General features: G+C 44.8%; 1 pseudogene. It reads right to left on the bottom strand.

What is annotated here, in order from left to right:
* Positions 1-60: 60 nt before the first annotated feature.
* A pseudogene (locus ED312_RS23885) lies at positions 61-482 on the bottom strand (hypothetical protein); the annotation flags it as partial.

The following is a 482-nucleotide window of genomic DNA, read 5'->3' as shown; positions in this document are numbered from 1 at the left end:
ATGGTAAAATAGCTCCCGCGCATGAAATATCCTCCTTCCTTTTTCTCAAAATCAATCTTTTCATCTGTCATTTTTTGTAGATAAATACACATCGTTCCTTTTAAAAACCCGGCTTTCCAACCGTTCAAAACAACGGATGGCCTCGCGGTAATCTTTAATGTTGTCCGGGGACACGCTATGGATATTGCTGTCGTACCCGTTATCTTTTTGGGTGTACAGGACCACGCCCACTTGCCCGTTTGCCATTTTTTTCATATCAAAATGATAGAACTCAAATTCCCCTTCCCCGGTTTCTTCGTCGTAACCTAACTGTGTGACCAGACTGATACGTGGACACTTACCTTGTTTATTACCGGGTTGCCGGAACTGATAGCCCTGGTTTCCCAGCCAAAGGTCATCGGCCTCGTCATTGTAATAATCGCTGTATTTGTCCCTGACTAACGGAAGGGCGAGAATGGTCTCCATCTTTTCTACCGACACCA

It is taken from the genome of Sinomicrobium pectinilyticum (assembly GCF_003725735.1).
Taxonomy (GTDB): domain Bacteria; phylum Bacteroidota; class Bacteroidia; order Flavobacteriales; family Flavobacteriaceae; genus Sinomicrobium; species Sinomicrobium pectinilyticum.
The sequence above is the reverse complement of the archived record's forward strand: the minus strand, read 5'-3'. Positions and strand labels throughout refer to the sequence as shown.